Genomic DNA, 26,179 nt, shown 5'->3' with positions numbered 1-26,179 from the left:
CAGGAGGGATTGATTTCATGACGGAACCAACAGATATCCAGTCCACATCACCATCGACAAGCTTATCCGAGATTCCCTTTTCCATACTGGATCTCGCTCCAATTACGGTCGACAGCACAGCAAATCAATCTTTAAAAAATACGCTGGATCTTGCACAGCATGCTGAAGAATGGGGTTATACCCGCTACTGGCTCGCCGAGCACCATGGCATGCCCGGGATCGCCAGCTCGGCCACCTCCCTCGTCATCGGCTATGTGGCCGGAGGCACCAGGACGATCCGTGTCGGCTCAGGCGGGATTATGCTCCCTAACCATGCCCCATTGGTTATAGCCGAGCAATTCGGTACCCTCGAATCGCTGTACCCTGGCCGCATCGATCTCGGCTTAGGGAGAGCGCCTGGCTCCGACCAGCTTACTTCCTTCGCCCTGCGGCGCGGGGCTGGCAGCGATGGACAGGATTTCCCGCAGCGGCTGCGAGAGCTGCGTGGTTACTTCAAGCCTGATTCCCAGTCCTCACTGCGTGTTCGAGCCATTCCTGGGGAAGATCTTGATATCCCGATCTGGCTGCTCGGCTCCAGCGGCTTCAGTGCCAGATTATCTGCTGAACAAGGCCTGCCGTTCGCCTTTGCCAGTCATTTCGCACCGGATTACCTGCTGGCCGCGCTGGAACTGTACCGCAATCAGTTCACCCCTTCGGAGACGCTGTCCGCACCGCACGCCATGATTGGAGTGAATGTCGTCGTTGCCGATACCGATGCCGAAGCTGAGCGGCTCGCCACCTCACAGGCCCAGCAATTTCTCAGCCTGATCCGTAATCGCCCAGGCCAATTGCAGCCACCTGTGGATGATATGGATTCGATTTGGACTGCCCATGAGAAGGCGCTCTTTGAGAAGCAGCGCGCTTATGCCGCTGTCGGCTCACCCGATACAGTACGGCAGCGCCTGAAGGAGATTTGGCAAGAGACCCGGGCTGATGAGATGATCGTATCCTCACAAATCTACGACCATTCGGCCCGCCTGCGCTCTTATGAGCTCCTTGCTCATGAAGTCATCGGGCTGAAACAACAATAATCCTCTCCTTTTGAGCATTTAAATAGAAATGAGCAAACCTCTGCCTGATCCGGTAGAGGCTTGTTTATTTTTCCATAATAAAAAAACGTATAATATCAAAAATAAATCGTAATCTTTCAAAATCCTTTCCTGCTCTAAATATGATAGTATGAAATTTAAGAGGCTGAAGCATTTTCATGTCATTACATATTTAAGATGTTGCCCATTGTTATCCACTCTATCTCATTATCAAGAAGGAGGCATTCTTCGTTATGAGTCTATTACCCAAACACGCTTCTCTGGAAGGAAAGATCGTCGTTATTACAGGCGGCTCCGGCATTCTCTGCCAAGCCATGGCTCTTGAACTCGCACGGCAAGGCGTAAAGGTAGCGATTCTTAACCGCACTCGGGAAAAGGGGGAACAGATTGTTGCCCAAATTACAGACCAAGGAGGGACCGCGATCGCCGTATCCTGCGACGTGACTGATGAGGACAGCGTAAGACGCGCTGAGCAGGAAGTAACCCGCCAATTTGGAGCTTGCGATATTCTGATCAACGGCGCCGGCGGCAATCAGCCTAGTGCGAACACGACAAATGAAACCTATCGTGAAGAGGATCTGGCGAACGCCGATGTAACGAGCTTCTTTGATTTGAGCTTCACCGGGGTACGCAAAGTATTCGATCTCAATTTCGTCGGCACTCTGATTCCAACGCAAATCTTCGCCCACGGTATGATTAATCGTCCCGGAGCAACGATTCTGAATATCTCTTCTATGAGCTCGTATAGCCCGATGACCAAAGTACCCGCTTATAGCGCAGCCAAGGCAGCGATCAACAACTTTACCCAGTGGTTGGCCGTTCATCTCGCGGATGCAGGAATTCGCGTTAACTCGGTAGCGCCTGGATTTTTCTTAACGGAACAGAACCGTGATCTGTTAACCAATAAAGACGGATCGCTCACCGAGCGTTCCCATAAGATTATTACGCACACCCCTATGCGCCGATTTGGTGTTCCCGAGGATCTGCTGGGTACGATGCTCTGGCTCATCGATCCAGAAACCTCCGGCTTCGTAACCGGAACGGTCATCCCGGTTGACGGCGGATTTATGGCCTACTCCGGAGTGTAATATCCCACATATAGCAAGAACCTTCAAATCAGCAACGCGCTGAATTTGAAGGTTCTTTTTGCAAGGATATCTATTGTACTCTAGCCCTGTACCAGCCTGGCAATGCGCTCATAGGCTGCCTTCGGCTGATGATGCTCATCGAACAGCATCGGCCAGTTCTTGCGCCTGTTCACAGGGAAATCATCAAGCCAAGTATAATCATCGGCGGCACCCCAGAAGGTCACCGATGTAATCACATCGCTATATTCCTGCAGCATCCGGAATACAGCCTCATATCGCTCCGCCTGCTGCTCCAGCATGCCTGGTGCCGGTTCAAACAAGTCCGTTCGCCTATCATCAAACCGGAATACAGATATATCCAGCTCAGTCAACTGCAGCTTCAGGCCCAACGAAGCATACTTCTCTATAGCCGCGCGAATATCATCCAATTCCGGATCGAACAGATTCCAGTGTGCCTGCAGCCCAATCCCGTGAATCGGTACACCTTGCATAAGCAATGATTTGACTAGCCTATAAATCTTATCCCGCTTCTGCGGATGTGATTCATTGTAATCGTTATAGAATAACAACGCATTAGGATCAGCTTCATGAGCGAATTCGAATGCCTTAGCGATGAATTCAGGTCCGGCGATCTCCAGCCATTTTGAGGAGCGAAGCAGCTCGGCTCCGGTATCCTCAATGACTTCATTGACTACGTCCCACGCATAGATATCATCCTTGTATCTTCCTACGACGGTATGAATATGCGAGCGAAGCCGCTCCAGCAATAACGCCTTGTTTACAGGCCGCCCGTGATTGTCCTGGAACAGCCATTCCGTCGTCTGGTTATGCCAGACCAGAGTATGCCCTCTGAACGCCATATTGTGCTTGCGGGCAAATTCAGCCAGTTGGTCAGCGGCGTCGAACGTGTACAATTCCTCTTCCGGATGTACACTAGCAAACTTCATTTCGTTCTCCGCTGTAATGCTGTTGAAATGATACGTGAGCAGCTCTTCCTGCGAGCTAATCGTTGTCGGATTTACCGCTGCACCGATCTTAAAATTGAACAATTGTCTCAGCGGCGCCTCCATCCGTGTTCCAATCATGTCTCCTTGCCCCCTCCAAACCGATGCTCAATAAATCGTATTCTCGAATACACCCGATCGACTGCCACTGGGACCTTCATTAATGCTGTGGTCTCCCCGCCAATGGTGGGATGGGATGCGGTTAAATTTCAAATGAGCAGAAGCTTATTCTTTGACACTACCCACATTGAGACCAACCACAAAATATTTCTGCATGAACGGGTATACGATAAGTATCGGTACAGAAGCGACCACCGTTACCGCAGCCCGAATGGACAATGGTGTTACCATCGATGCGGCGGCTTCCCGGGTCATTCCCGCTCCTGCAGCTACCGCCGGATTGTTGTTCGCGTTCATGCTGGATGAGAGCAGCTTCATCAATTCGTATTGCAAGGTGCTCAATTCCTGTCTCGAAGAGGTGTAGATGAATGCATCGAACCAGGAGTTCCACGCCCCTACGGCTACAAACAAAGCAATCGTAGCCAATACGGGCTTGCAGAGCGGGAATATGATACGGATAAAGATTTTAAATTCGCCCGCCCCATCAATTCTCGCTGACTCGATCAGGCTCTCCGGAATCGTTCCAATATAGGTACGGATAACGATCATATTAAAGGCACTGATCATCGAAGGTATTACATAGACCCAAAATGTATTAATCAGGTGCAGTTCTTTCATCAGGAAGTATCCCGGAATCAAACCGGCGTTAAAGTACATCGTTAAAATAAATATCAGCGTAATCGGTTTGCGGAACACGTATTCGCGGCGGCTTAGCGTATAAGCAAGCATCGTCGTCAGAAATAAGTTCAGCACGGTCGAGATCACCGTTCTTGCCACAGAGATCCAAAATGCGTTGTAGATCGTACCCGAAGCGAAGACGGCTTTGTAGTTCTGCCAGGTGAACTCCCGAGGCCATAAATAGATTCCGCCGCGGATCGTATCATTCCCCGCGTTCAGGGAGACAACAATCGTATTCAGGAACGGATACAGGGTAACAATGACCAGCACAATCATAAAAATAGCGTTCAAAGTATTAAAGATAATAGGCTCGATTCTTCCTCTTCTGATCCTTTTATTCACTGCGGCCGCAGATGCTGGCCCAGGGCTGATGGTTGGGTTCGCCATAACTATAACAGCCTCTCTTCCCCTAGCCGTTTTGCGATCCAGTTGGCAAATAGCAGCATCGTCACGCTAACGACCGTTTTAAATATACCGGCAGCAGTGGCTAATGAATAATTGCCTTGAGCAAGCCCGTATTTCAACACGAAAATATCGACGGTCTGCGACCAGTCCACAACAAGCCCGTTGCCCAACAGGTATTGAACCTCAAAGCCGGCTTCCAGGATGTGACCGATGGACATGATCAGCAAGATGATAATCGTAGGCTTAATGCCCGGCAAGGTAACGTGAAACATCTTTCGGTAGCGGCTGGCTCCATCGATTTCAGCAGCTTCATACAGCGCCGGATCGATCGATGCCATAGCAGCCAAATATATAATCGTATTCCAGCCAACTTCCTTCCACACATGGGAGGCTCCGACAATCCCCCAGAAATATTTCCCTTCGCTGAGCCATTGAATCGGTTCTTTAATCAGATGCAGCTTCAGCAGAACATCATTAACGATTCCGTCGGAAGCCAGGGATGTCGCTACAATTCCGGTAACGATAATCCAGGACAGAAAGTGTGGAAGATATGAAATCGTCTGTACGGTTCTTTTCCAGAATACTTTTCTGATCTCATTCAGTAATAAAGCGAGAATAATCGCAGTTACAAATCCAAGAACGAGGTTTATTACACTCATTGCAAGCGTGTTGCGAAGCACCTGCAAGAAGCTATCGTCTTTAAACAAGAATTCAAAATGCTTAAACCCTACCCATTTCTGATCACTGAAGCTCTTAGCCGGTTTATAGTCCTGAAAAGCCATCGTCCAGCCCCAAATCGGGACATAGGCGAATAATACGATGTAAGCCAGCAGAGGTACTGACATGTAAATCAGCTGTCTCTGGTCCTTAACGAGTGACCAAGTCATTTTCTTATGTTTCTTAGGCTTTCGGACGGTACGGCCATTTCTCAAGGTCTCTTCCATAAGTTTTTTCTCCCCAAAACCTATATTTCGGAAAAGGAAGGCATCCTGCCTTCCTTTTCCGATTTATGCACCTATACCACCTTACTTAACAGTCCAGGTATCTCTTCTCCATTGCAGCACTTCATTGATGCGATCTTCATATGCTTTGATATTGAGCTTGCCGATTTCCTTGGTGTACTCTTCCCATACGCTATCGAAATCAGTCGGTTTTGCAAGAATCGCTTTCGGCAAGTATTTCGTAGACAACTCATTTTGCTTCGTATTTACAATCTTCGCTTCAGATCCGTCTACCAGGTCAACGGACCAAGCTGGGTAAGCAATATCATTCTCCGGAGCCTCGCTGAAGAAATCTACATAGCTGTTAAAGCCATATTGTGCAAGGAAGTTCTTGTCATACTCTTTCAGCCCTGCTTGGTATTCCTCTGGTTGCGCAGCTGCGTCCGTGGAGTTGCCATCCGAGAATTTACCTTGCATTTTTGGAGCTCTGCCAAAGAAAGCGTCAGCCTTGTTAGCCAATTTCCAGGTTCCATCCGTAAACTTGTCGCGTTGTTCTTGCGTCTTCATGTAACGCCCTTGTTCATTGACATAGTAGTCTTCACCTTCAATGCCCCAAGTGAATATTTTTTGCCACTCTTCATCAATTAACGTGTCCAGCAGCTTAATAATCTTCACAGGGTCTTCGGCATTCACCGTGATGCCGAAACCGTTATCCAGGTTGAGCGCCGGGCGTTCTTTATAGTAATCTCTTATGCTTGTATCATATACGAGTGGGAGGCCCACATATGTTCTCTCAAGCTTCTGCTGCGTAGTCAGGGAGTCTTCTGCACTTTGGAAGTTCCAGTGCTGGTCGAACATCCCGAGTACAGCGCCGCTAGATATTTTCGCCATATACTGGTCATAGTTCTGCGTAAAGGTTTCCTTGTCGATGAGACCCTTCTGATTCACCTCATTCAGCTTCTGGTAGTATCTCTTCGCGTAATCTTTGTCGGCGAAAATTTGCGCTACGCCGTTCTCAACGACAACTCCGCCATCGTTCGGATGACCGATCAAATGCTGAGGAGCGTTAAACAGACCCCAGTTTCTCCAGTCATAATTCAGAATTTCAAAGCCAATCGTCGGGGTACCGTCAATCGTAGGGTGTTTCTCTTTATAGCCAGCGATGATGTCAAAGTATTCATCCAAGGTTTTCACTTGAGGATATCCGGCTTCAGCCAATACATCCTTTTGAATCCAGAAGGCCGGACCGGAATACCAAGTGGAGTCCGGGTCAGAGTTGTATACCCCGTAGTTCGGTAAAGTATAGATATGACCGTCTGAGTCCTTCATCATGTTCCAGTACTTTTCATAATGTTTCTTCAAGTTCGGCGCATGTTCTTCAATCAAATCTTCGAGCGGGATAAATGCACCTGCCCCGGTCAATTTTTGATTCGCCGTCATCATATCAGGATAATCGGATCCGGCAATCATGACACCAAGCTTCTGGTCAATATCGCCTGCCAGAAACTCAAATTTAAATGATGCGCCCGTCTTATCTTTGATCATCTTGTATATCTTGTTGTCAGGTGTAGGCTGTTGACCGGCTTCACCAATGAAAACCGAGATTTCGAACGGTTCCACTGTGTCTCCAGCTTTATCCGTCGTTGCCTGTCCGTTGTTTGCATCCTTCGTGGTATTCTTCGCGGCATCCTTCGAGTTGTTTCCACCACCGCAAGCCGATAAGACGAGGCCAAGCGAAAGCAGCAGCATCATGCTGAACCGGAGTACAGACTTTTTGTTGCCCCCCATTTAATGCACCTCCGAAATGTTTTAGTTATCCAGGGTTTGTAAGCCCTTTCAATAACTTATTTATATTGTAAAAGCGCTGCCCCAAGCAGGCTATGGTTCAATTAAAGTATTACCCCCAAATATTTTAGAACTTGCTGTTCTTGTATTGGTTGGGGGACATTCCCATCCTGCGTTCAAATTGCTTCGCGAACTGCCCATAACTGCTGTAACCGACCCGCTCCGCGATCTCGCTATTCTTGTAACTGTGATCTGCAAGCAATCTCACAGCTTCTTCAATTCTAAGTTTATGGATCATATCATTGAAGCCCATCCCATTCCTCTTGATCAGCAGTTGGCCTAAATAGACCGGATGAAGGAAAAAGACCTCCGCCAGCTTCTTAATCGTCAGACCTTCCCGATAATGCTCATGAATGTACTGATTAATCTCAAAGATGACCCCCTGCGCCTGCTGGGATTGCTCCTGTAATAATACATGGATGATTTCCATTCCGATAGCCTGCAACCGCCCCATTAACTCGTCTAAATTCAGGACACTGCCTGCGAGCTCATACACCCTGTACTTCTCTATGATCTCTTCCTCTGAAATGTCTTTGACTATGCCGGTAAGCTCTGCAATTCTGTGCATCATATGGACGACAAGCTTCTTGACAATATCCGGCTGCGTGAAAGAGGTCCGGAATACTTCCCTTGCACGGTTCACGGCTCCTGCGAATTCATCCTGATCCATAAGCTCGACCGCGCGCAATATCGTATCCATAAGCTGCAGTTGATCGTACGGATGACTGAACTGCAGGCCCTCGATATCCCGATAGAGCGTTACGCCATCGTACCCCTGATTGTAGAACCTGTATTTTACGGCTGTCTTTGCGGTGCGATAGCTGCTGCTGATCTTTAGCAGCGATGGCTGGCTGTGCCCTGCCCCAACAAATAGGCGCTGATCCTGATCATTTTGAATGATCTCCAGGATCTTGCTCCAGCTATAACTCTCAAATTCATCTCCGTTAAAACCATAGATAATGGACAGATGGCCCTGATCGGCATCGACCAGGAACATGGATGAAGCTGTCGAAATAACAGACGAAGCTCTCTCTCTGAATTCAGTCACAATCGGAGAGTCCACCTGCAGCAGGCATATATTCCACCGCTCCTGCAGAGCTGACATTCTCCGGATGATAGCCTGTTCCCCTTCTTCTAATGATTGTGCCATCATCAGCTTTTTGAGCACAGTAACCGTCTCCTCATAATCTGCGATCCGCTCCAAACGCTGCTGCTTGGATTTTCGGATCAACTCGGCCCGGATATCGTAGAGCTCCTTCTCTGCTTCCTCAGCGATTAGAGGCTTCAATAAATAATGGTGTACCCCGTAATGCATAGCCTTCTGAGCGTATTCAAAATCGGAATACCCGCTGACTACAACGAAGCTCACCTCTGATTTACCTTGTTCCCGCCAAGCCTTGATCATCTCAAGCCCGCTCATGATCGGCATATTCACATCGGTAACCACCAGATCGGGCTTCAGCTCACGGATCTTCTCCAAGCCTTCCATCCCGTTGTCACAGGTTCCGCAAATCTCAAAACCCATTTCCCCCCAAGGGACCCATAGCTCCATTCCTTCCAGGGCTCCCGGCTCATCATCAACTAGCAGTACTTTGAACATCATCTCTTCCCCCTTTATTTTCTGTGTGTTCAAAAAAGCCCCTTCTCGGCACCGAAGCCTATGCTTCCGATATGCGTGCTTCAAACGCCTTAGATGGACGAAGCCAGGGGCCGAGAAAGGACTTCTTGAACTACCTTATTCAGTAAACTTGCGATCAAGGAGATGCACCGGGATCTCGAAGGAAACAGTCGTGCCCTGACCCGGCTTGCTAACGATATCAAAACCTGCCTGATTGTTATAATTCAGCTCCAGCCTCCGGTATACATTTCGGATTCCGATACTTGTCCCGGAGGAGTTCTCATTGCGGACGGACAGAATCATCTCCCGAAGTTTCTCTGGTTCGATTCCTTTTCCGTTATCGCAGACCGCTACGCGAAGCTTCCCGTCCACTATTTTCACACTGACTTTCACCAAGCCCTGTGCATTAATCATCTGAATCCCGTGTTTACAGGAATTCTCCACGAGAGGCTGGATGCTCATCTTAGGAATTTTATATAGCAATGCTTCCTCATCGATTTCGAACTCATAATCGATTTTGTCGCGGAAGCGGAACTTCTCGATCTTCAGATACATTTCAATGAACATGATCTCTTCCTGAATTGTGACAATATCCTCTTTCCAGCTCAGCAATCGACGCAGCAGCCTGGACAAGCTCTTGATCACATCGGTCACATCATCATAGTTATTCTTCGTACAGACGACCAGAATCGCATTTAATGTATTAAACAGGAAATGGGGGTTCATCTGACTCTGAAGCAGATTCAGCTCAGCTCTTACGCGCTCCATCTCCAGGTTCTTCTTCTGAATCTCCAGCTTGTATACGTTATTAATCAATGAATTGATCCTTGACGTCATACTGTTGAAATTCTGTATCAACCCGCCGATTTCATCTCTTCCCTCTTCAATAGAGATCAGATCAAACTTCTCATTCGTGACCTTCTGCATATGTCTCGATAAGCGTTTGACCCGATAATTGTACGATCTCAGCATAATATAGATGAAAAGCATGGCCGCCAGGGTCACTGCAACTGCCAGCAGGCCCACGAATACACGCATTTCCACTAATGCCTTGTTGATTCTTGTTCCTTCCGGCAGACCAACCAGCTTCCAGCCCTTGACGTACTTTGCTGTCCCGATTGATAAGGTGTGTATATCCTCCTCGCTGTACTGCTCCGGCAATTCAAATATAGGATATTGGTCAGCAATCAGGCCTCTCCGATACCCGCTGCCCGCGGACATAATCACCTCATTGTTCTCGTTCAGCAAATACAAATTTAGATAATCCTTCTCACGCATAATAACGTCATAAATTTTATTAAGTGCAATATCGATGCGCAGCACCTTCTCATAGGTGTTGTATTTATCGTAGTAGTCCATTCGCTCCATCACACTGAGATAGGGCACGGTGGACGCTAAATTGTTAGCTTCTGTCGCTATATAAGCGGCGACATATACCGGATCGGAATTGGCCTTCCACAGGCCATACCAATCGCTCTTCTTCACCGTATCATTGATGTATTGGTAATTACCTCCGGATACAATCGTTGGATTGCCCGTGAAGATCGTGATCCGTTCGATCTGATTATTCACTGGTATGTAACTGGTCACCCGATTTCTCAGCTGTTCATCAAAGGTTTCATAAAAATCCAATTGCCCTTCGTATGTGTGGTCCAGCATTTCATTTAAGGTCTTATCCGTATTTAGCGCATGACTTACAGCCACGCCGCCATCGATATAATCATGGATATCCTTGCGGGCCCGCTCTAGCGAAATATCCAGGTTCTGCTCCTCTCTGGCCCGGATGAAGTCCGACATCCGATCCATAAACATGAGGTTGATGATAATAATAGGCAGCAGCACACCTATAACCAGAATCATTAGAAACTTATAGTTCAGCGGAATATCATTAATGATTCTTCTAAGCCTGAATTTACCGAGCTTCATATGCACACCTCCTGTATCATTGTTGCCTGTTCTCGCTTACACCTCGGTACACGGAGGGCAAAACGCCCGTATATTGCTTGAATTTATTGTTAAAGTAGTCTGCATTGGGATAGCCGACCTGTAGGGCAACCTTGGATATTTTGGTCTGTGTTCGCTTCAGCAGTTTCTTGGCTTCCTCAATTCGCTTCTCATTCAAATATTCATTGAACGGTTTACCCGTGTACTGCTTGAACAGCTGTCCCAAATAAGCGGAGTTCATATGGAATTTAGCGGCCAATTCGCGGAGCTGAAGCTTGTTCCTGAATTCCTGATCCACGTATTGAATGACCTGGAAAATCGTGTTGTGTTCATTTTCTTCCCTCAAGCCCTCCAATTTGGCGGCTCCTAACAGACATAAAGAATGTACGTATCCCTTGAGTGTCCTGATCTCATCCTGTTCATCCTGCCCTTCATAATCGACCTGAACCTGCCGCATGAATTCCGCGGGGTCCCCATTCATTTCCGTTAACAATTTGCATATTTTAAGCTCCAGATCGGATATACATACACGCACCATTTCCATATCCGGCAAGCTATTGAACCAAGGCTCGAAGATACAGGCGACACCGCTCTCGATTTCGCGGAAATTCCCGGATTCCACGGAATCTATAAGCTGTTTGAACTTCATTTTGGGGAAATTAGGCTGCTCTACTCTGTGGATGTCCCGATAATAAAATATGCCCTGCTTCTGCTGATTCCGTCGAATCCTTCTCACTTCAACGCTCTGCAAATAAATTCTGCGGACCGCCTCGATCCCCGTGTCCCGATTACTTACGGCAATGACACCGGACCCGCCCGTTCTGGCTCTTAGATCCGTTAGCATGGCTTGGGTAATCTCATAAAGCTGTCCATCGGATATCAGGTCCGTCAGCACAATAAGCCCGCATCTCCCCGCGCTATCCTGAAAAGGAAAGACAAGGCCCGAAGGGAACAAGCTCATGCTCCAAGGGCCAAAATCAACGAGATCATGAGCCGTCTCCATGATCATGCATAACAGCTGCGGTTCGCCAGTCAGGTTCATAGACAGACGCGCCTGCTCCTCAAGCTCTGAATTGTACTCGCCCAGGATCAGACGGTTGATGACATGATTAACTGCAAAAAGCTGCCTGTTCGCCCCAAGCTTCTTCGCCTCCGTCTCCTCCCGAATTTGCTCGGCGAGCTTCAGCAACAGGGTCTCAATCTCTTCGTCATCAATCGGTTTGAGCAAGTATTCTACAACTCTCTGCTGCATCGCAGTAATTGCATATTGAAAATCATCATACCCGCTTAATACTACAAACTTGGGAGGGTGCGGCAGGAGCCGATTCGACTTCTCAATCAGCTCAAGACCGCTGATCTCAGGCATATTAATATCAGTAATGACCAGCTCCGGCCGATGCTCCTGGATCTGCTGAAAGGCGTCGTTGCTGTTAATTGCTTCTCCACACACCTGAAATCCAAGCCTGTTCCAGTCAACCATTGTTTTTAATCCTTCCAGAACCCAAGGCTCATCGTCTACCAGAAGAACATTCATCATGGCTAATTAACCCCTTTAATCAGTCAAGTATTGAGAGCGCATTCAAATATTAGTATTCTGGAGATAGAAATTCATATCTGTCTAAATGACATTATACATGATGCCTAGGAAAAAAGGAGCAGTAGAGGTTTTATAAGGATATTACCCAATCAACTACAAAAGGAGATCTGAGAAATGTCAAATGCCGGATTGATTGCACAAGTAAGTACAAAGCAGAAGGTCATCGCCTTCACTTTTGATGATGGACCTAATGCTGCCTATACCCCACAGATTCTGGACATCTTCCAGCAAATCGGGGCTAAGGCCACCTTCTTCACGATCGGAGAGCAGATAGAACAACATCCCGATCTACTGCAAGAGATGTTCCGTCAAGGTCATGAGATTGGCAACCATACTTACACCCATCCACACTTAACGGAATTGGATGAGGTCGATTGCCGGAATGAGATCCTCCGAGCTGATAAGCTTATTACAACCATCTTAGGCCTGAAGCCGCAAGTATTCCGCCCCCCGTATTTTGATATCAATCAAGAGGTGTATCGCCTGCTCTCTACGGAACATTACTCAGCTATCGGGGCCGTGAATACCGATTCCCTGGACTGGGAACAACCTGGTGTCCAACATATCGTGGACACAACTAAGGCAGCAGCGCAGCCCGGAAGCATATTATTGTTCCATGACGGCTATGGGGATCGCTCACAGACCGTTGAAGCTGTTCGCCAACTTGTATCTGACTTTACCGCAGACGGTTATAAGCTGGTAACCGTAAGCAAATTGCTGCAGCATACCTCCCATTATAAATAAAGCGTTTCCATATCAAATATATGGAAATTATTGTTTTAAGTTAATATTAAAACTAAAGCTCTTACCGCAATAATTATAGGTCGTTTTACACTTTTTTGAATTTCTAGATAAAAAAGAATCGCTAACGTCTCTCGTTAGCGATTCTTTCTAGGATTGGGTCGATCCAATTATACAAAATGACGTTGGAACCATTTTGCGGCAGCACTCACTTCAGAAGGAGACAACTGATGTCCGAAATGCTCCCAATGCAGTTCAACCGAGGCGCCTGCAGCCGATAGCAATTGGTTCAATTCCTCGGTCTCCTGTGCAGGGGAGATCGGATCATTCTTCCCCGCCCCCATAAAGACCGGAATACCGGATAGTACCGGAAGTTCAATGCCACGGCGTGGTACCATCGGATGGTGCAGAACCGCTCCGCGCAAAGCGGCTTCATAGTGGAATAACAGTGATCCGGCGATGTTAGCTCCATTGGAGTAACCTACGGCCACAATATTATGGCGATCAAATGAATGCTCGGCCGCTGCCTGATCCAAAAAATCATTTAATTCCTTCGTACGAAAGATGAGATCCTCTTCATCGAATATGCCTTCCGCCAAACGGCGGAAGAAGCGCGGCATGCCATTCTCCAGCACATTTCCTCTTACGCTAAGAACTGACGAAGAGGGAGATATGATCTGCGCCAGTGGAAGCAAATCCCGTTCATTCCCCCCGGTACCGTGCAGGAGCAGCAGTACCGGAGCATTGGTATCAGGTCCCTGTTGAAATATATGCCTCATTCTTGATCCTCCTTCAGCACCCGAACTTCAAATTGCTCCAGATTGTTCTCAATCAATTCGCGATGATCTTCATACCAGGGTGGCAGCATAAGCTTCTCGCCCAATTGCTCTAAAGGCTCGTCACGAGTGAAGCCCGGAGGATCTGTAGCGATCTCGAACAGTATGCCGCCCGGCTCCCGGAAGTACAGGGCATTGAAGTATTGACGATCGACAACCGGCGTTGGATGAAGGCCGCTGGCCGATACCTTGGTGCGCCATTCAGCATGCTCTGAGTCATCCTTTGCCCGCCAGGCGATGTGGTGAACCGTACCTGAACCCGCTTTGCCGGCAGGTACCAAACCGATATTCAAATCGATGATGTTACCAATTTCACCAAATCCTTTATAACGGGCATATCCCCCTTCGACACCTATCTTCTCCAGACCTAACACACTCTCTAATACCATTTCTGTATCTTTCGGGACGGTGCTGTAAAGAACTGCGCCGCCGAAGCCCATAATCGCTTTATCCGCAGGGACTCCGCCAAAGCTCCATGTGCTCTTTGGCCCTTGGCGTTCCACTAGCTCCAATTGCAAGCCATCTTTATCCGCGAAGTGCAGCGATTTCTCGGAGAACCTTGTTCTCTCTGTATAGGAAACCTTAAATTTCTTCAACCGCTCTTCCCAGAAATCCATCGATCCTTCCGGAATCGCATAGGTCGTAATTCCAACCTGTCCGTTGCCAACGATGCCGCGACGGGATTCGGGCCACGGAAAGAAAGTAATGGCTGTTCCAGGGCTGCCCACCTCGTCGCCAAAATAGAGATGATATACTTCAGGAGCATCAAAGTTGATGGTCTTCTTCACCAGGCGAAGTCCCAATATGCCGGAATAGAAATCGGTTGTATCCTGCGCGCTTCTTACAAAAGCCGTAATATGATGAATGCCTGCTGTTGCTTTAACCATGTGTACCCACTCCTATGAGCAATTTTGAGTTATTTTTAGTTAATCCGCTTCAACTATTTCAACTTACAGAATCGCATCCAGCGAATATGCTCCTGCACCGATTAGGCTGACTCCCACAACCACTGCAATAATCAACAAATTCATCTCATAACCATTGGCCGTATTCCAGTACCCGTTCTTACCGTGTACACTGATAATCGCGAACAGCATTGTAATGGCAATCAGTCCCGCGCCAACCGGAGTAAGCAGCCCGGCTGCGAACAATAACCCACCTACGAACTCACCTAATCCGGCCATCAAAGCCATCAGAACACCTGGCTTCATACCGAGTGATTCCATCCAGCCTCCGGTCCCTTTTAGGCCATAGCCACCAAACCATCCAAACAACTTTTGCGCGCCATGCGCTATGAACGACAAACCTACTACCAAACGGATAATGAATAAACCTAATGCTATACTCACCTTGAAAACTCCTTTTTATTTAGATTTATTTAGATTGAGAATCTTTATATTAAGATATATGGTTAAAAAAAGGGATCTTACCGTCATTTTCACATGACCTATTTATATCCCTCTTGAGCATGCTTCCCTAACTTCTTCAACAAAGATGCCGTCAATTGCTGCTCTTCTACAGTCAAACCAGCTACCGATTGCTCGATAATATCCACATGATTCGGGAACACCTCTTCAACAAACTTAGCACCTTCATCTGTTATCTCTGCATAAATACAACGGCGATCCTCGGTGGAAGCGTTACGACGAACAAAACCTTTCTGAACAAGCTTATCTACTACATAAGTAATATTGCCGCTGCTCATCAGGACTTTATCGCCAATTCGTTGTATAGGTTGGGCGCCTTTATGATACAATAACTCAAGTACCCCAAATTCGGTGCGCGTTAGACCATGATCACGAATATTGCGGTCGCTTACAGCATTCACCCACTGGCTCGCCCGAGACAACGCAATAAATAAATTCAAGGCAATATCCTTCTTGTTCATATCCTTAACCTCCCTCCAGGTATCTCTATATCTAATATCTTGATATAAAGATAATACAAATGCTTGGATCTGTCAACAGCCGACCCGAACTTTTTTCACCTAGCTGGAAAAATAATAAAACAGGTGCCTCTGATCTGCCCTGGCACCTGCTTCATAACATAGATGGACTCTCATTTTATAGCATGATTTTTATTTGCTGCCCGCTTTCGTTCCCACATGAAGAAACACATTGATCGTAAAAATAATAACGCTTACAACAACTAAAGTAGAGCCAACGCCCATTAATACCTCGACTTGATCATTTCCTTTTAACAATAATGTAAGACAAATCATCATGACCGGAAGGCTAATCGTATGCACCCAGAACTGAATTTTGCTCAGAAGATGATTCCCCGCTTTAGGGAACAGACAATATATCACTCCGGCTAATGCGAATGAGGCCCATCCAAGTAAATTAATATGAACATGCACTCCAGTTAGTGTGTAATCGTGAACCATCGACATGTAAACACCGAGGCCCACGCCAATGACGAAATAAATCAAGGCGACCTTAATATAAGCAATTCCCATGCTTTGCCTCCATTCTTCATAGATTGAGACATTGTATTCTACTTTATTAAGAATAATGTTAAATAAGCCGAAAAAGGCCTTGGATTTATATCGATCTGAGGCTTAGCTTCTTTATGGCGTCGGCGCCTTCCTATTACTCTGTTTTCGCGTATAATATATAACTGTTCCTATCCGTATTCTAGTCCAATATTTATTCATAGAAAGGTTGATCTACTCAGCATGAACTCACCGCAAGTTGTTACTGCAGAAAAGACCGTCGCCAAGGAGCGTTTTCCCATCGCTTTGTTGTCGTTGACCGTCGGCGCTTTCGCAATCGGCATGACCGAATTTGTAATTATGGGCCTGCTGCCAAATGTTGCAGAAGACCTGAACGTATCTATCTCATCTGCAGGACAGCTGATTACAGCCTACGCAATGGGTGTAGCGATCGGTGCCCCAATCCTGACCATGGTAACGCATCGGCTTCCACAGAAGCTGCTGTTATGCCTGCTGATGATTTTATTTATTGTCGGCAACGGCATCTCGGCCTTTGCTCCCAACTATGCCTTCTTGATGACAGCAAGGATTATTACAGCATTAACGCATGGCACATTCTTTGGTGTCGGAGCCGTGATTGCAGCCGGTCTCGTTCACCCGGATAAGAAGGCTGGCGCAGTGTCGATTATGATGGCTGGACTGACCATCGCCAATATTATTGGTGTTCCATTTGGTACCTTTGTCGGCCAGCACATGGGCTGGCGCGCTTCCTTTGGTGCTATCGCTATTGCTGGAGTCATTGCTTTATTAGGAATCCTGTTGTTCATTCCCAAGCTCCAGTCCGAACGGGGCAGTAATATGGGAGCTCAGTTAAAAGCCTTAATACGGCCAAAATTGCTGTACTTCCTCCTGATCTGTGCACTGGGAAATTCCAGCTTGTTCGCCGTATTTACTTATATCGCTCCGATGCTGCAGCAGATCTCCGGCTTCGCCGAGCATAGCGTAACCTGGATTCTCGTGCTGTTCGGATGTGGGGTTACGATCGGCAATATAGTTGGCGGCCGACTGGCCGACTGGAAGCTGATGCCCTCCATCCTCGGCATTTATGTTGTAATCTGCGTGCTACTTACCATCTTTACCTTTACGGTCAAGCAGCCGATCCTCGCCGTGATTACCATCTTCCTGTGGGGGGCAGCGTCCTTCAGCATTATGCCAGGTCTGCAGATTAAGATCATGAGCCTGGCCGAAGCCGCTCCGGCGCTAGCTTCGACCTCAAGCCATTCCGCCGGTAATCTGGGCAATGCCTGCGGTGCTTTTATCGGCGGTCTCGTCATTACTCATCTGGGGCTATCCTCGCTCCCTTGGGTCGGCGCACTGCTCGCTGCTGCGGCCTTGATGCTCGGCTCAATCAGCTATATTCAAGACCGCAAGCATGGCGCAGCCTAGCCTATGACTTCAGCGGAGATCAATAAGGGGAGTTCTGTTGTACATAACAGAACTCCCCTTCTGTGTTATTCCGCTTCCCTTAACCTCGCTACTACAGTGTCCCTTGCCAGTATCCTATAGGCGACTGCTGTAATAACAATAGAGATGACAGCCAGGATCGGGATAGAGGCTGCGATCGGCAGTACATTCATATGAAATACAGTGAAAGCAATATTTTCAGTAATAGTCTTAACTAAACCATACGTTAACAGTATTCCAAGGGTCCCCAGAATTATCGCCGTAAACATGACAACGTACAGCCCTTCATAGATCAGCATCTTCCTTAACTGCCGCTTCGACATCCCGATGCTCTCCAGAATCGCGAATTCATGTCGCCGGGCAATGATTCCGGTAATCATCGTATTCATGAAATTCATCAGCCCAATCAGTCCTATAATGAAGCTAAGTCCATAACCCACCGTCTGAAAAACCGTAATGAACCCGTTCATCTCCGCCTTATAGTCGTCCCGGGATTTCATCAGCAGCCCCGGAACCGAATCGGTGAAGGCGCGGATAGCCGACTCCGCCTGACCCGACTGATTTGCTTCAACATGCAGGGTAGCCGATAGAATCATACTGTCCGGCTCCACTAGCTTAGACTCCCCTACCGGGAGGAAGACTCTAAAACCGGCACTGCTAAAATACTTAACCCCGGCCGCATAAAACCCATCTGATTTTAATACTGCCATTACTTCAAAGCTTTTGCCATCCGCACCCAACTGGATCTTATCCCCGGGTTGATAGTAGCTCCTATCTCCTCCCTCCAGCAGCGCTTCTGTGACCAGTGCATAGTTGCCCGTATTGAACTTGTCCCGGTCAAACTGACCGGCGACAATCTCACTTGGGTTAAGCACACCGTACCAGCCCTCATCCAGCCCATAGATCTGTAAAGGAATTCGTCCGGACGTCAAGAGCGATGAATACATCGGCATTTCACGCTTCTCCGTTGCAGCTAGAGGCTCCAGCAGAGCTCTAATTCCATCGCTGATCAGCAGCGTATCCTCCTGGAAATATACTTTGTCCAGACGCTCTACCCCGCCCAGACGCTCCAAAGCTTGGCTGACCTCCTCTGTCAAGGCATAGGACTCATGATCCGTCACCCATCTATTAGCTTCTGTAGCTTCATCCTTCACGACATAATCTCCGGAAATAAAAGCATTCAAATACTTATTCACATTTAAGGAAGAAATCAGCGTGTAGATCATACTGAACAAAATCAGACCCAAGGATAGGGAAGCCAGCATCAGAAATAGCTTCTTCTTGCTGCGCAGCAGATTGCCCAAAGCCATTTTATATATTTGGGGTCCCTGTCGCGTTCGCTTGAAATTTCGGCTGCTTCCTTCACTAACACCGGCGTATTTAACGGCCTCAACCGGGGAAACCCGCGCCGCTATCCTGCCGGGCTTACTGGCCGAGATTCGCAGCGTAATATAAGAGAATACCGCCGCACCGATGAAGATCCACGGGCTTATTGAATAGGAAATTTCTCCAGCCGCATCCGAGAATGAAGACAACATCGGCATCAAAAGACAACCCAGCCCATACCCTAGAGCAAGACCAAGCGGCAATGCGACGATAAACAATAAATGGGCCCCAGTCACAATAATCCGCTTGAGCTGCCGCGGCGTCGTTCCGATCGTCTTCAGCAGCCCGTAGAATTTAATATCCCTCACTACCGAAATATAGAAAATATTATAGATTAGCAAATAGCCGCTTAACATGATGACTAAAATCAATGCTACATACGGTAAAAGATTCATCGGATCATTAAACAGAGAAACGCTGGAATATGCCCAGTTCACACCTGTAGGAACATCAAGACCCGTATCCGCCAGCACCTTGTCCACCTTCTCCTGAATATTCCAGGAATTGTTGAACATAACGTTCAAGCTGGTCGTGTTGACATAGGTCCCGCTGAGCTTGGTCTGCTTCGGATCAATGAAGGCTACATATTTATCCACAAAATTTTGCGATACGAATGCTAATCCTGCCATCGCAACATGTTGATCCGTCTTATAATAGCCGGATAATTTAAAATCCTTGCCCAGCTTCTGGCCGTTAATATCGATTTCTAATGGAACATCAGCGCCAAGCCGGAGCGGGACGCCAAGCTTCTCAAGCGCCCATGTGTTCATGACGATTCCGTCCTCTTCAACAGGCAACCCGCCCTCGATTAACTGGACGAAGCTATGCTTGGCCATAAGATCATCGATCAAGTTAACTTCGATGGGGGAGGTCTTGAATAGTTCATTGGCCACCCACCCTACGACAAGAGAGGTCCCATATTCCTTAATCGAGGGATGCTGCTTCAATATATCAACCTGTTCCTTGGTCAAATATTTGAAGCTTCCGTGATAATCCCCTCCGGCCGTCTTCATCTGCGTTCGTTCCATCGACTGATTCAAGCTTAAAGTAATCGTGAAGATCGAGGTAATCATCAGCGTGGTCAGCACAATGGCTCCGATAATGATCCCGTTGCGCGATGGGCTGGAACGCAAGCTTCTCTTGGCCAACCCGAATACCGCTCGCCGATTATTCGTTCCGATCATGATCTCACCCCGGCATCGGTCCCATCCGTCCCGGCCATTCTTCCGTCCTCGATCCGTATAATCCGGTCTGCGGTCTGCGCGATCTCTTCGTTATGTGTGATCATCACGATGGTCTGATTAAATCTCTCGCTTAATTGCTTCAAGAGTATCAGTACTTCCTGGCTAGTCCTGCTATCCAGATTTCCCGTAGGTTCATCGGCCAGAACGATTGACGGCTTCGTCGCCAGCGCCCGGGCAATCGCCACCCGCTGCTGCTGTCCCCCGGACAAGCTGGACGGAAGCTGATGTATTTTCTCCTGCAAACCCAGCGTACTAACAAGCAAGTCCAGATATTCCCGGTCCACCGACGCCCCATCCAGTTCGATCGGCAATACGATATTTTCATATACATTCAGGATCGGAATCAAATTATAGCTTTGAAATACAAAGCCAACGGATCTGCGCCGAAATATCGTCAGATTCTCGTCATTCATGGCGAATATATCGTTGCCATCCACAATAACCTTTCCTTCGGTCGCGCGATCAAGGCCGCCCAGCATATGCAAGAGCGTACTCTTGCCACTGCCGCTGGTTCCGACAATCGCTACGAACTCCCCCTTCTCCACGGAGAGTGACACATCATCCAGCGCTTTTACACAAACCTGGCCTTTTCCGTAATATTTCTTCAAATGCTCTATCTGCAAGATCGGCATCTCATCATCCCCTAAACCATAGTCCGTACATAGTCATCCCGCGTACAAACTAAATGTAGCAAACGATTCTGTCATTCCCGTGACGTAAATATAACAGAAGTGACAGATTCACCGCTAACGATTAGCTGTCAGCAGGCAGGAATATAGAGAATGTTGTCCCTTGCTCCAGCTTTGAAGATACCTTGATATATCCGCCTTGTGCGCTTATGATCTCCCGGGTCAGAAACAGCCCAATACCCACGCCTTCAAACCCCGCAGTTCTCTGGCAGCGATAGAAACGTTTGAATATATGATTCAGTTCGCTCTCCATGATCCCCATACCGGAATCGGCGATATCGACCCGCACAAATAACTCATAGGCTGCCACTGTAATCCGGATCCTCCCGCCAGGCTTGCTATATTTCACCGCATTATCGAGGATGTTGAACAACGCCTCTCCCGTCCACTTGCGATCATGGTACGCATTTATGGAAGGGGCGCAGTCGATGGTCACATCAATTTCTTTCTGTTGCGCCCGCTTATAAACTTGCGACATCGCCTCCGTAATCGTCCCGATCACGAACCCATAGTCCGGATGTATGGTTATGATCCCCGTCTCCAATCTGGACATCTTGATCAAAGATTGAATCAACCAGTCCAATTTATGGGCCTGAATGCCGATCTGCTCCACCCACTGCTGCGTTTCGCCCTCGAATCCGGCTTGCTCCGCAAGCAGTTGGCTATAGAGCGTGATGTTGGATAACGGGGTCTTCGTCTGGTGTGAAATATCCGAGATAAGCTGTTTGATCGTATTCTTCTCCGCTGCCATCTCCTGCTCATGAGCAAATGAGAGATCAATATAGCGAATCAGCTTGTTCTCCAGCGATGATATGCTAGTCTCACTGTAGCCTGTGACCCGCCCTTCTCCACGGATCGCCCCTTCAATAATCTCATCCAATGTACCGATGATCCCGCCGAGCTTGCTTCGCAGTCCCCAAATCAACAGCCCACAAAGCACGGTGAAGATACAGATGAATAAAACAGACAGCCAGATGGCATGGGCCGTGAAGCCTGTCATGTACACCATGCATCCGGCATACCCCAATATAAGCAAGCCGGTCACTGCCGAAAAGCTGGAATAGAGTCTGTTAAAATGCCCGGCATTATCACCTCTGTTCATCTTAAGCCCCCGCCTTCTACGGCCCACACATAACCTAAACCATAGACCGTCTTAATATACTCCGGAGCTGAGGGCTCATCTTCCAACTTGGCTCGAAGCCGTTTGATCGTCACCGTCAGCGCATTCTCATCAACAAACTCGGCTTCGCCAGACCATACCTGATCCATTAGCTGTTCGCGGGTAAGAATCTGACCGGGATGACGGACCAGCGTTCGGAGCAGCTTACACTCCGTCCTGCTTAGGGCAAGCGCCTGCCCACGTCTATAAAACTCCAATCTCTCAAAATCAAGCTCCAAATCGCCATAGATCAGCTTCTCACGTTCCAGGGGTTCCAGCCTTCTTAATACCGCCATGACCCTAGCGCGCAGAACCATCAAGCTGAACGGCTTCGTAATATAATCGTCCGCACCCAGCTCTAGCCCGGTTACGATATCGATTTCCAAATCATTTGCTGTCAGAAAAATAATCGGTATGCGGGATTCCCGGCGTATCTGCTCACACAGGTCCAGTCCGCTCCCATCCGGAAGATGGATATCAAGCAATAGGAGATCTACCTTTTCCGCCTTCAGCAGCGTCTGCGCGCCGGCAACATCATAGACCTGCCTAATAGTCACGCCATCCTGGGCCAGCGTCAGCGCAATCCCTTTATTCAAACTCCTGTCATCTTCAACTACAAGTATCGTTGTCATATCAGGGCTCCCGTACATGAATTTGTTAATTCTATTCTACAATACCCTTGCAATGAACAGGTTGTACTTGGATGAAGATGAAGCGTTCCTGATGCTCCTTATGCTGATGCACTTTATGCCGATGTTCTTTATGCTGTTCCTTAAGCTCTTGCTCCCTGCTGAATACTAACTCTCCAATTGTAATTGCAGCTTGCCTGAATGACCTGATGCTCCATAATATAATCGCTGACCAGATCAGCCATATCGATCGTAATCTCCTTGACGACAGGTCTCCCCTGATACATTTCGTAATCTCCGCCCCCACCGGCGCGGTAGCTGTTCATAACGACATCCATCTCCGCTTCATCAGTCAGCGCTGCACCGTTGTAGTTCAGCTTGACTACCCGTTCTCCTGCCGGACGGGAGATATCCAATTCGTATTCAATGCCCTCCCACATATCATAGTTATAATGCTGGGCCTTCGGCTCCAGGAAGGACGGGTTAATCATTAGTTCTCCGTCAGAACCAAGCTGCCAATAGGTAGCCGTTTGCTCCAGCGCTGCGCGAATATCTTTGCCGGTTAACCTCAGGACGGTAAGCGTATTGGGATATATAAAGTTAGCCAGCACGTCCCGGCGCGTAATTCCCCCTTGAAAGCCAAGCGATTGCTCATTAAGCAGCGCGGTATTGGATGCCTCAGCACCGCTGACCTCCATCTGAACGCGGTTGACAAATTCAATAAAAGGGTGATCTTCCAGACGGCAATCCAGCGAGCTTAGTACGCTCATATCGCCATCAACAGCTCCGATCGGCTCATCCAGCCAGGCCTGTGTCTCTTGCTCAAGCTCACGGCATAAATGGAGCACTTCCTGATCGGGCTCTACCAACTCATCCGGTACAAGCAGATCTGCCCGCCGATCCGTAATCTCCCAATCCCCGCTTTCCCCTCTGCGGAAGTTGACGTTGATTCTTCCCAGCGCCTGGCCGAGGCAAGATGGCTGGACAATCGTTACTCCATTTACTTCTCCAAAAAGACTGCGATGTTGATGGCCTGTAATGAGAATATCGATCCCCTCCACCTCGGCACACATCGCATAGGCCTGATTTTCCCCGGTCAGGCGTTCCACGGGCTCGCCGGTCCACAGGTCGCGTTCAAACCCGCCGTGATAAGCTACAATCAACAGATCCGGTCGCTCCTCTCTCCGAATCATCGGTACCCAGAAGCGAACCGTCTCCAGCGCATCCGCGAATTCCAGCCCGGCGATATGCTGAGGGTTCTCCCAATACGGGATATAATGCGTTGTCACCCCCAACACAGCAAGCTTTAATCCGTTCTCCAGAACTTTCGTTATATACGGTTGCCCAAACGCAGGTTTGCCTGCTCCCTTCACCGTAATCCCTGCAGACAGCCATGGGAAATGCGAGTCCTCCACCACCTGGCTGAAAGTGCTTAGTCCATAATTGAATTCATGGTTCCCCGGAACCGCTGCATCATAGCCTAGCCGGTTAAGCACCTCGATCGTCGGGTGGATCCCCTGCTTATTTTTCACAAAATACGTCGATAGAGGTGTCCCTTGAATAAGGTCCCCATTATCAAGCAACAGCAGGTCTGGCTTTGCCTGCCTCTCTCTTTCGATCAACGTTGCCAGCTTTGCTAGCCCCAACTGGCACTCGCCGGTGGAACGGTAATCTGTCGGATAAATATGCCCATGTATATCGCTGGATACTAGAATCTCACAGGCTGCTTCTTGTCGGTGTTCCATCCTCCAACACTCCCTTTTTTGTAATTGTTTAAAAAGTCCGCTTTTGATAAGAACAGCGATCAAGCCAACTCAAGGCTGAACGTCCGCGATTCATAACCAGGTTTTCTGGCGATGCTCACATACCTGCTACAGGCTGCTGCAAGCAAGTGCTTAAGAAGTTATTTTTCAATAACGGGTAGCTCCACTTCTCAGACTCTAGCCTCCCCAAATTGAGGTATTTTTCAAAAACACAGGTGGTGGCGTACGCTTCGGTGCTGAAAATTGGACTTTTTCAACTTCCTTGTTAGTGTTTTTCTTGATTCTATCAAGTGAAATGCAGATTTATATTAAATTTACTTTAATTTACAAACATTTATCATTGCACTGACGATCCGTTAATAAATGAGCATTATATTTAAGCCAGCACCAAAAAAATAGATTCTATGGAGGTCATCTCGCTTGAAAAAATTAGCTATGCTTGCTCTTCCTTTATTCTTATCCATTGCCGTCCTTGGGGGCTGCGGACAGAACTCCGCCTCCGTTAATAATACCGATGGCAAAGCAGCAGCAAACTCCGGTCAAACCAATCAGACCAATCAGGCTGAAGAGAAGAAAGATACAGGTTATGTTCCAACTACCTTGACTGTCCAATTCGTACCTTCGCAAAATGCTGACACCTTGGAAGCAAAGGCCAAGCCGCTTGAGAAGCTGCTCTCCGACAAGATCGGCATTCCTGTCAAAGTCAGCGTATCCACTGACTACAATACAATCATCGAAGCTATGGCTTCCAAGAAAGTTGACGTAGGCTTCCTGCCTCCGACCGCTTATGTGTTGGCCAAAGAGAAAGGTGCAGCAGAGGTTATTCTGCAAGCTCAACGTTTCGGAGTACAAGATGATACAGGCGCTCCAACGACGGATCTGGTTGATTTCTACAAATCAATGATCATCGTGAAGAAAGATTCCAGCATTCAATCTGTTGCCGATCTGAAAGGCAAGAAGATTGCTTATCAGAATGTGACTTCCTCCGCTGGATTTGTATGGCCTGCCGCTAAATTGATGGAAGCCGGACTCGATCCGCTCAAGGACGTAGAAGCGATTACTGTGAAAGGTCATGACCAGGGCGTGCTTGCCGTACTGAACGGCGATGTAGACGCAGCTGCCATCTTCCAGGATGCTCGCAACACGGTAAAAAATGATTACCCTAGCGTCTTTGAAGATACGCGTGTCCTTGCTTATACAGAGCCTATCCCTAACGATACGATCAGCGTTCGTTCGGATATGAGCCCTGAATGGGTAGAGAAGCTGCAAAATGCCTTTATGGAACTTGGTAAAGACGAAGAAGGACATAAGATTATTTCCGAGATTTACACCCATGAAGGATATGTAACATCCGATGATAGTAAATTTGATATCGTTCGCGAATATGGGGAAAAGGTAAAAACGGAGTAGTCCCCAGTCTCTTATGCATGTTCACCATCTCGTAACAACGCCAGCCGGAGTGCTTCCGCACTGCAGCTGGCCTCTTCTATTTCACGATATTGATTT

At 47.9% G+C, this 26,179-nt stretch carries 22 protein-coding genes; 5 read left to right on the top strand and 17 right to left on the bottom strand.

Features of this window, described 5'->3' with window-relative positions; genetic code table 11:
- Window positions 1–17 precede the first annotated feature (17 nt).
- Together BN1360_RS05030 and BN1360_RS05025 are read left to right on the top strand one after the other, a co-directional pair.
- The gene (locus BN1360_RS05030; RefSeq protein ID WP_068778801.1) at window positions 18–1,070 is read left to right on the top strand and encodes an LLM class flavin-dependent oxidoreductase; all 1,053 of its coding nucleotides are present in this window, start codon (window positions 18–20) and stop codon (window positions 1,068–1,070) included.
- 251 nt (window positions 1,071–1,321) lie between these two features.
- Window positions 1,322–2,176, top strand: coding sequence for an SDR family oxidoreductase (locus tag BN1360_RS05025; protein WP_068778800.1), 855 nt, complete (start codon window positions 1,322–1,324; stop codon window positions 2,174–2,176).
- 80 nt (window positions 2,177–2,256) lie between these two features.
- Here BN1360_RS05025 and BN1360_RS05020 read toward each other — a convergent pair whose 3' ends face one another.
- The 7 genes from BN1360_RS05020 to BN1360_RS04990 form a co-directional block, all read right to left on the bottom strand.
- Entirely contained in the window at window positions 2,257–3,261 is a 1,005-nt protein-coding gene (locus tag BN1360_RS05020) for an endo-1,4-beta-xylanase (protein WP_068778799.1), read from the bottom strand.
- A gap of 144 nt (window positions 3,262–3,405) precedes the next feature.
- Window positions 3,406–4,365 carry a carbohydrate ABC transporter permease gene (locus tag BN1360_RS05015; RefSeq protein WP_068778798.1) on the bottom strand — a complete coding sequence of 320 codons (960 nt, stop codon included), beginning with the start codon at window positions 4,363–4,365 and terminating at the stop codon, window positions 3,406–3,408.
- Window positions 4,366–4,367: 2 nt separating this feature from the next.
- Window positions 4,368–5,327, bottom strand: a complete 960-nt coding sequence (locus BN1360_RS05010) for an ABC transporter permease (RefSeq protein ID WP_068778797.1) — start codon at window positions 5,325–5,327, stop codon at window positions 4,368–4,370.
- An 81-nt stretch (window positions 5,328–5,408) separates the two neighbouring features.
- The gene (locus BN1360_RS05005; RefSeq protein WP_068778796.1) at window positions 5,409–7,112 is read right to left on the bottom strand and encodes a type 2 periplasmic-binding domain-containing protein; all 1,704 of its coding nucleotides are present in this window, start codon (window positions 7,110–7,112) and stop codon (window positions 5,409–5,411) included.
- A gap of 124 nt (window positions 7,113–7,236) precedes the next feature.
- Window positions 7,237–8,772, bottom strand: a complete 1,536-nt coding sequence (locus BN1360_RS05000; RefSeq protein WP_069188283.1) for a response regulator — start codon at window positions 8,770–8,772, stop codon at window positions 7,237–7,239.
- A gap of 132 nt (window positions 8,773–8,904) precedes the next feature.
- Window positions 8,905–10,713, bottom strand: a complete 1,809-nt coding sequence (locus BN1360_RS04995; RefSeq protein WP_068778794.1) for a sensor histidine kinase — start codon at window positions 10,711–10,713, stop codon at window positions 8,905–8,907.
- Between the two features lie 16 nt (window positions 10,714–10,729).
- The gene (locus tag BN1360_RS04990) at window positions 10,730–12,268 is read right to left on the bottom strand and encodes a response regulator transcription factor (protein WP_068778793.1); all 1,539 of its coding nucleotides are present in this window, start codon (window positions 12,266–12,268) and stop codon (window positions 10,730–10,732) included.
- A 174-nt stretch (window positions 12,269–12,442) separates the two neighbouring features.
- Here BN1360_RS04990 and BN1360_RS04985 point away from each other — a divergent pair, with 174 nt between their 5' ends.
- Complete coding sequence (locus tag BN1360_RS04985; RefSeq protein WP_068778792.1) at window positions 12,443–13,072, top strand: polysaccharide deacetylase family protein; 630 nt, start codon at window positions 12,443–12,445, stop codon at window positions 13,070–13,072.
- A gap of 167 nt (window positions 13,073–13,239) precedes the next feature.
- Here the strand turns inward: BN1360_RS04985 and BN1360_RS04980 are convergent, their stop codons facing one another.
- The 5 genes from BN1360_RS04980 to BN1360_RS04960 all read right to left on the bottom strand — a co-directional run bounded on the left by BN1360_RS04980 (window position 13,240) and on the right by BN1360_RS04960 (window position 16,363).
- The gene (locus BN1360_RS04980; RefSeq protein WP_068778791.1) at window positions 13,240–13,848 is read right to left on the bottom strand and encodes an alpha/beta hydrolase; all 609 of its coding nucleotides are present in this window, start codon (window positions 13,846–13,848) and stop codon (window positions 13,240–13,242) included.
- On the bottom strand, window positions 13,845–14,792 hold the full coding sequence (locus tag BN1360_RS04975) for a ring-cleaving dioxygenase (protein WP_068778790.1): 948 nt from the start codon (window positions 14,790–14,792) through the stop codon (window positions 13,845–13,847). The genes BN1360_RS04980 and BN1360_RS04975 overlap by 4 nt, the downstream gene beginning before the upstream one ends.
- 63 nt (window positions 14,793–14,855) lie before the next feature.
- Window positions 14,856–15,254, bottom strand: coding sequence for a DoxX family protein (locus BN1360_RS04970; RefSeq protein WP_068778789.1), 399 nt, complete (start codon window positions 15,252–15,254; stop codon window positions 14,856–14,858).
- Window positions 15,255–15,352: 98 nt separating this feature from the next.
- Window positions 15,353–15,793, bottom strand: a complete 441-nt coding sequence (locus BN1360_RS04965) for a MarR family winged helix-turn-helix transcriptional regulator (RefSeq protein ID WP_068778788.1) — start codon at window positions 15,791–15,793, stop codon at window positions 15,353–15,355.
- Window positions 15,794–15,982: 189 nt separating this feature from the next.
- A complete protein-coding gene (locus BN1360_RS04960) occupies window positions 15,983–16,363 on the bottom strand; it encodes a cytochrome-c oxidase (RefSeq protein ID WP_068778787.1) in 381 nt (126 codons plus the stop codon).
- Window positions 16,364–16,582: 219 nt separating this feature from the next.
- Here BN1360_RS04960 and BN1360_RS04955 point away from each other — a divergent pair, with 219 nt between their 5' ends.
- Window positions 16,583–17,785, top strand: a complete 1,203-nt coding sequence (locus BN1360_RS04955; RefSeq protein WP_068778786.1) for an MFS transporter — start codon at window positions 16,583–16,585, stop codon at window positions 17,783–17,785.
- A gap of 65 nt (window positions 17,786–17,850) precedes the next feature.
- On the opposite strand, the gene BN1360_RS04950 is transcribed toward BN1360_RS04955, so the two are convergent.
- The 5 genes from BN1360_RS04950 to BN1360_RS04930 form a co-directional block, all read right to left on the bottom strand.
- Window positions 17,851–20,373 (bottom strand): ABC transporter permease, encoded by a 2,523-nt coding sequence (locus BN1360_RS04950; protein ID WP_068778785.1) that lies wholly within the window; start codon window positions 20,371–20,373, stop codon window positions 17,851–17,853.
- Window positions 20,370–21,065 (bottom strand): ABC transporter ATP-binding protein, encoded by a 696-nt coding sequence (locus BN1360_RS04945; protein WP_068778784.1) that lies wholly within the window; start codon window positions 21,063–21,065, stop codon window positions 20,370–20,372. The genes BN1360_RS04950 and BN1360_RS04945 overlap by 4 nt, the downstream gene beginning before the upstream one ends.
- 121 nt (window positions 21,066–21,186) lie before the next feature.
- Window positions 21,187–22,224: a sensor histidine kinase gene (locus tag BN1360_RS04940; RefSeq protein ID WP_068778783.1), complete on the bottom strand. Its 1,038-nt coding sequence runs from the start codon at window positions 22,222–22,224 to the stop codon at window positions 21,187–21,189.
- Entirely contained in the window at window positions 22,221–22,913 is a 693-nt protein-coding gene (locus BN1360_RS04935) for a response regulator transcription factor (protein WP_068778782.1), read from the bottom strand. The genes BN1360_RS04940 and BN1360_RS04935 overlap by 4 nt, the downstream gene beginning before the upstream one ends.
- Before the next feature lie 140 nt (window positions 22,914–23,053).
- On the bottom strand, window positions 23,054–24,655 hold the full coding sequence (locus BN1360_RS04930; RefSeq protein WP_068778781.1) for a bifunctional metallophosphatase/5'-nucleotidase: 1,602 nt from the start codon (window positions 24,653–24,655) through the stop codon (window positions 23,054–23,056).
- A 453-nt stretch (window positions 24,656–25,108) separates the two neighbouring features.
- Here BN1360_RS04930 and BN1360_RS04925 point away from each other — a divergent pair, with 453 nt between their 5' ends.
- Entirely contained in the window at window positions 25,109–26,083 is a 975-nt protein-coding gene (locus BN1360_RS04925; RefSeq protein ID WP_068778897.1) for a phosphate/phosphite/phosphonate ABC transporter substrate-binding protein, read from the top strand.
- The last annotated feature ends 96 nt before the right edge of the window (window positions 26,084–26,179 follow it).

The sequence above is a fragment of the Paenibacillus sp. GM2 genome (genome assembly GCF_900069005.2).
GTDB lineage: Bacteria > Bacillota > Bacilli > Paenibacillales > Paenibacillaceae > Fontibacillus.
Note: the sequence above shows the minus strand (reverse complement) of the source record. Positions and strands in the feature narration are given on the sequence as shown.

Coding starts and splice junctions, on each gene's coding strand:
- BN1360_RS04990 (WP_068778793.1), bottom strand. CDS start 12,268: ATGATGAATGTTCTTCTGGTAGACGATGAGCCTTGGGTTCTGGAAGGA.
- BN1360_RS04950 (WP_068778785.1), bottom strand. CDS start 20,373: ATGATCGGAACGAATAATCGGCGAGCGGTATTCGGGTTGGCCAAGAGA.
- BN1360_RS05020 (WP_068778799.1), bottom strand. CDS start 3,261: ATGATTGGAACACGGATGGAGGCGCCGCTGAGACAATTGTTCAATTTT.
- BN1360_RS04930 (WP_068778781.1), bottom strand. CDS start 24,655: ATGGAACACCGACAAGAAGCAGCCTGTGAGATTCTAGTATCCAGCGAT.
- BN1360_RS04995 (WP_068778794.1), bottom strand. CDS start 10,713: ATGAAGCTCGGTAAATTCAGGCTTAGAAGAATCATTAATGATATTCCG.
- BN1360_RS05030 (WP_068778801.1), top strand. CDS start 18: ATGACGGAACCAACAGATATCCAGTCCACATCACCATCGACAAGCTTA.
- BN1360_RS05015 (WP_068778798.1), bottom strand. CDS start 4,365: ATGGCGAACCCAACCATCAGCCCTGGGCCAGCATCTGCGGCCGCAGTG.
- BN1360_RS05005 (WP_068778796.1), bottom strand. CDS start 7,112: ATGGGGGGCAACAAAAAGTCTGTACTCCGGTTCAGCATGATGCTGCTG.
- BN1360_RS04985 (WP_068778792.1), top strand. CDS start 12,443: ATGTCAAATGCCGGATTGATTGCACAAGTAAGTACAAAGCAGAAGGTC.
- BN1360_RS05010 (WP_068778797.1), bottom strand. CDS start 5,327: ATGGAAGAGACCTTGAGAAATGGCCGTACCGTCCGAAAGCCTAAGAAA.
- BN1360_RS04945 (WP_068778784.1), bottom strand. CDS start 21,065: ATGCCGATCTTGCAGATAGAGCATTTGAAGAAATATTACGGAAAAGGC.
- BN1360_RS04980 (WP_068778791.1), bottom strand. CDS start 13,848: ATGAGGCATATATTTCAACAGGGACCTGATACCAATGCTCCGGTACTG.
- BN1360_RS05025 (WP_068778800.1), top strand. CDS start 1,322: ATGAGTCTATTACCCAAACACGCTTCTCTGGAAGGAAAGATCGTCGTT.
- BN1360_RS04960 (WP_068778787.1), bottom strand. CDS start 16,363: ATGGGAATTGCTTATATTAAGGTCGCCTTGATTTATTTCGTCATTGGC.
- BN1360_RS04965 (WP_068778788.1), bottom strand. CDS start 15,793: ATGAACAAGAAGGATATTGCCTTGAATTTATTTATTGCGTTGTCTCGG.
- BN1360_RS04935 (WP_068778782.1), bottom strand. CDS start 22,913: ATGACAACGATACTTGTAGTTGAAGATGACAGGAGTTTGAATAAAGGG.
- BN1360_RS04975 (WP_068778790.1), bottom strand. CDS start 14,792: ATGGTTAAAGCAACAGCAGGCATTCATCATATTACGGCTTTTGTAAGA.
- BN1360_RS05000 (WP_069188283.1), bottom strand. CDS start 8,772: ATGATGTTCAAAGTACTGCTAGTTGATGATGAGCCGGGAGCCCTGGAA.
- BN1360_RS04925 (WP_068778897.1), top strand. CDS start 25,109: ATGCTTGCTCTTCCTTTATTCTTATCCATTGCCGTCCTTGGGGGCTGC.
- BN1360_RS04955 (WP_068778786.1), top strand. CDS start 16,583: ATGAACTCACCGCAAGTTGTTACTGCAGAAAAGACCGTCGCCAAGGAG.
- BN1360_RS04940 (WP_068778783.1), bottom strand. CDS start 22,224: ATGAACAGAGGTGATAATGCCGGGCATTTTAACAGACTCTATTCCAGC.